Genomic DNA, 3978 nt, shown 5'->3' with positions numbered 1-3978 from the left:
TGCACCGGGAGCGGACCGCGGCGGGGGAGTCCGGCGTCGTACACGAAGTGTTCGCGAGCGAAAGCTGCCTTGACCGGCTCCCTGAACTCGCCGAACTCGCCGACGGCGTTGCCTTGCGGCTGGCGAACGATGATGTCCTGGCCGCCATGGCGGACACCGTCAATCCCCAAGGGATTGTGGCCGTCTGCAGCTTTGTGGACGTCAGCTTGAATCAGTGCTCGACGCCGGGCCGCGGCTGATTGCCGTCATGTGCCAGGTGCGCGACCCCGGCAACGCGGGCACGGTGCTTCGGGCCGCTGATGCCGCCGGGGCGGATGCCGTGGTCCTGACGGCCTCCAGCGTTGACATTTACAACCCGAAGGCTGTGCGGTCCACGGCAGGTTCGCTCTTCCACTTACCGGTTGTGTTGGGTGCGGACGTCGGGGAACTCGTGGCCGGCTGCAAGGAGCGCGGCATCGGGATCCTCGCAGCGGACGGTTACGGCACCCTCAACCTGGACAAACTTCAGGACGAGAACGCGGCGCGCCGCCTGGGTGCGTCAGCAGCGACTTCCGCCTACGCCCTTGAAGCCCCGACCGCCTGGCTGTTCGGCAACGAGGCGCAAGGACTTTCAGACTCCGAGCTTGCCCTTGCCGACCATCGTGTCGCAGTGCCCGTCTACGGTTCGGCGGAAAGCCTGAACCTTGGCACAGCAGCCACGGTTTGCCTCTACGCCAGCGCACGCTCGCAGCAAGCCTCCTGACACTCCCGCTGCAGGTACGGTATTGCTTGCAGGAACGCGACCTCGCGGTCTGTTCGTGCCTTTCACTCACATCCCCTGAATTGAAGAAGAGGTGGAGCCTCCGTGGCTGCAAATGGCGGTACCAAGGCAATCGTGGCGGCATTGAGTGCCAACCTGGCGATCGCTGTGCTCAAGTTCGTCGCATTCGTCCTGACGATGTCGTCGTCCATGTTGGCCGAGGCAATCCACTCCGTCGCCGACTCCGGCAACCAGTTGCTCCTGCTGCTTGGCGGGAAGCGCGCACAGCGCGCAGCGAGTCCCGAGCACCCGTTCGGCTATGGCCGTGAGCGCTACATTTACGCCTTCATCGTCTCGATCGTGCTGTTCAGCGTTGGCGGACTCTTTGCGCTCTATGAATCCTGGGAGAAGTTCCAGCACCCCCATGCCATTGAGGGCGATTTCTGGTGGGTACCCCTGGCCGTGCTGCTCGGCGCTATTGTGGCGGAATCCTTCTCGTTCCGGACCGCCATCCACGAATCCAATCCCTTGCGCGGCAAACAAAGCTGGATCAAGTTCATCCGCAACGCCAAGCAACCGGAACTGCCCGTGATCCTCCTGGAGGATTTCGGAGCCCTTCTGGGCCTCGTTTTCGCGCTGTTCGGCGTGAGCCTGACCCTCATCACGGGCAACGGCTTGTGGGACGCCGCGGGCACCGGAATGATCGGCCTGCTCCTTGTGGGAATCGCCGTGGTGCTCGCGGTGGAAACCAAGTCCTTGCTGCTCGGCGAATCTGCCACCAAAGAGGACAATGCGCGGATCACGGAAGCCATTGAGTCGGATGGCACGCGCATTATCCACCTCAAGACCATGCATTTGGGCCCGGAAGAGTTGCTGGTCGCTGCGAAGATCAGCGTGGGCGCGGCAGATACGGGGCAGGCGATTGCGAGAGCGATCGACGCCGCCGAACTCAGGATCCGCACCGCGGTACCGATCGCCCGGGTCATCTACCTCGAGCCCGACGTAGAGCGTGTCCAGGTCTAGGCAGCCAGCGGCTTCTTGCGTTCCAACCAGCCGCTGATGCCCGCGACGCCGAGCCCCAGGATCGCCAGGACGGCCCCGACGAGGGCAGGGGCAACGTATCCCCAGCCCCAGGCGATGACCACCCCGCCGAGGAATGCGCCAAGGGCGTTGGCGATGTTGAGCGCGGAGTGGTTGAGCGAAGAGGCCAAGGACGGCGCGTCCGGCGAAGCGTCGAGCAGGCGCGTTTGCAAGGGCGGGATGAGCATGGAGCCGATGCCGCCCACGATGAAGACCATGACGAACGCCGACCACGCCCAGTGGGCCGCGACCGCGTAGGCCACGAGCGCCAAGGCGATGAGGGGCAGCACCCGGTAGATGGTTCCCATGACCGACTTATCGGCGATGCGGCCGCCCAGGATGTTGCCTGCCACCATGCCCAGTCCGTACAGGGCCACCACGAGGGGTATCAGCGCCTCCGGGATGCCGGCCACGGACGTCATGGTGTGGGAGATGTACGTGTAGGTGGCGAAGAAGCCGCCAAAACCGATGATTCCGATCAGCAATGCCAACCACACCTGGATGCGTTTGAGGGCACCAAGTTCCCGGCGGATGCTTGCCTCCGGGTGGGCTGGCTCGAAGGGGACGAACTTCCAGAGCAACACACTCGTGGCCAGGCCGATGATGCCCACCACCACGAAGAGAAGGCGCCACCCGAAAGTCTGGCCGAGCCACGTCGCCGCGGGAACACCGATGACGTTGGAGACGGTCAGTCCGCCCATGACCATCGAAATCGCCCAGCCGCGCTTGGTGGGAGCAACCAGGCTCGCGGCGATGACCGCGGCGATTCCGAAGAAGGCGCCATGGGGCAGTCCCGAGGCAAACCTCGTGATCACCATGGTTCCGTAGTCCGGTGCGATGAAGGACGTCAGGTTCGCTATCGACAGGAACAGCATGAGCCCCAGGGCAAGTTGCTTGCGGGGGAGCCGGGCACCAAGTGCCGCGAAGATGGGCGCCCCCACCACGACACCCAAGGCGTAGGCCGAAATCAGGTTCCCGGCCTCGGGAGTGCTGATGTGGAGTCCCTGCTCGATCTCCTTGAGCAAGCCCATCATGGTGAACTCCGTTGTCCCGATGGCAAATCCACCCATGGCAAGGGCGAAGATCGCCAGCGCCACGTGACGGCTTCGGGTCTTTTGGGAGGTCTTGGTGACAGCAGTAGTGGTCATCGTCCTGTTTCTTGGGGCGAGCGGGATGCAACTCGGAGGGAATAAAGCCGACTTTCAAGCTTAGTTCGAGTCCTCGGTGAATAGCCCTGAATGTGACAACTTCCATAGCGGGGGCGATGACCTGAGGGCCAATAGACTGTTGCGGTGACTGGACTGATAAGCGTGGCGGGCGCCGCCGTCGTCGATTCCCTTGAAAATCCGAAACGGCTGCTCGCCGCGAGGCGCAGCGCCCCACCGCAATTCGCGGGAATGTGGGAGTTCCCGGGCGGCAAGCTGGAGGCCGGGGAATCCTTCGAAGACGCGCTGCACCGCGAGTTGCTCGAGGAACTCGGGATCACTGTCCGGCTCGGGTCTGAGGTGGAGCCTGACGCGGGCGCCGCTTGGCCGCTGAACGAGCGCGCCGTCATGAGGGTATGGTTCGCCGAACTGCTCGACGGCGAGCCGCGTCCGCTCCAGGACCACGATGAACTCCGGTGGGTTCCGCTTGGCAATGGCGACGAGGCGTTGACCTTGCCGTGGATTCCTGCCGACCTGCCGATTGTCCGTGCACTGCTGGAACGGGTGGCCTCCGGCCTGCTCAACTAGAAAAGCGCGGACTGGCCCGTTGTTGGAAAGGAAGCAGGTGGAAGTGAAGCGGGCGTCTCCTTGCCCGCCGTCGCGTTCCTGTGGCTGAAACCGCTGCTCCCGGAGAAACCGTGACGGGCCTTGAAGTAGTTGATACGGCCGCTTAGCCAGGTCCTGTATTCCTTCGAGGCATACGAGCCTTGGCCATAGAGGCGCCGGTACTTGCCAACGAGCTCGGGGTGGTTGGCCGCCAGCCATTGCATGAACCATTCCCGCGTGCCCGGCTTCAGGTACAACGCCCCGGCCGTGACGCCAGTGGCGCCGGCCCCGGAGAGTGCCGTAAAGAGCGACTCCAGTGCATCATCGCTGTCCGTCAGCCACGGCAGGATGGGCATGGCCATGACACCGCACGGCAGCCCGGCCTCGCGCAGCCGGCGGATGAGCTTG

4 protein-coding genes and 1 pseudogene are annotated in these 3978 nt (G+C 64.1%); 3 read left to right on the top strand and 2 right to left on the bottom strand.

All coding sequences use genetic code 11. The annotated features are described in order from the left end of the window. Positions 1–742: pseudogene (locus AHiyo1_RS04830) on the top strand (TrmH family RNA methyltransferase); the annotation flags it as partial. Between the two features lie 102 nt (positions 743–844). Next, positions 845–1762, top strand: a complete 918-nt coding sequence (locus AHiyo1_RS04825; RefSeq protein ID WP_059387792.1) for a cation diffusion facilitator family transporter — start codon at positions 845–847, stop codon at positions 1760–1762. Here AHiyo1_RS04825 and AHiyo1_RS04820 read toward each other — a convergent pair. Further along, on the bottom strand, positions 1759–2967 hold the full coding sequence (locus tag AHiyo1_RS04820) for an MFS transporter (protein WP_059387791.1): 1209 nt from the start codon (positions 2965–2967) through the stop codon (positions 1759–1761). The two genes, AHiyo1_RS04825 and AHiyo1_RS04820, sit on opposite strands and share 4 nt — an antisense overlap. Before the next feature lie 144 nt (positions 2968–3111). On the opposite strand from AHiyo1_RS04820, the gene AHiyo1_RS04815 reads away from it, so the two are divergent. Then, complete coding sequence (locus AHiyo1_RS04815; RefSeq protein WP_059387790.1) at positions 3112–3552, top strand: (deoxy)nucleoside triphosphate pyrophosphohydrolase; 441 nt, start codon at positions 3112–3114, stop codon at positions 3550–3552. On the opposite strand, the gene AHiyo1_RS04810 is transcribed toward AHiyo1_RS04815, so the two are convergent. Further along, a partial coding sequence (locus AHiyo1_RS04810) for a radical SAM protein (protein WP_445286184.1) occupies positions 3549–3978 on the bottom strand: 430 nt, incomplete at its 5' end. The genes AHiyo1_RS04815 and AHiyo1_RS04810 overlap by 4 nt on opposite strands.

Source organism: Arthrobacter sp. Hiyo1 (genome assembly GCF_001263615.2).
In the GTDB taxonomy this organism is placed as follows: Bacteria; Actinomycetota; Actinomycetes; order Actinomycetales; family Micrococcaceae; genus Arthrobacter.
The sequence above is the reverse complement of the archived record's forward strand: the minus strand, read 5'-3'. Positions and strand labels throughout refer to the sequence as shown.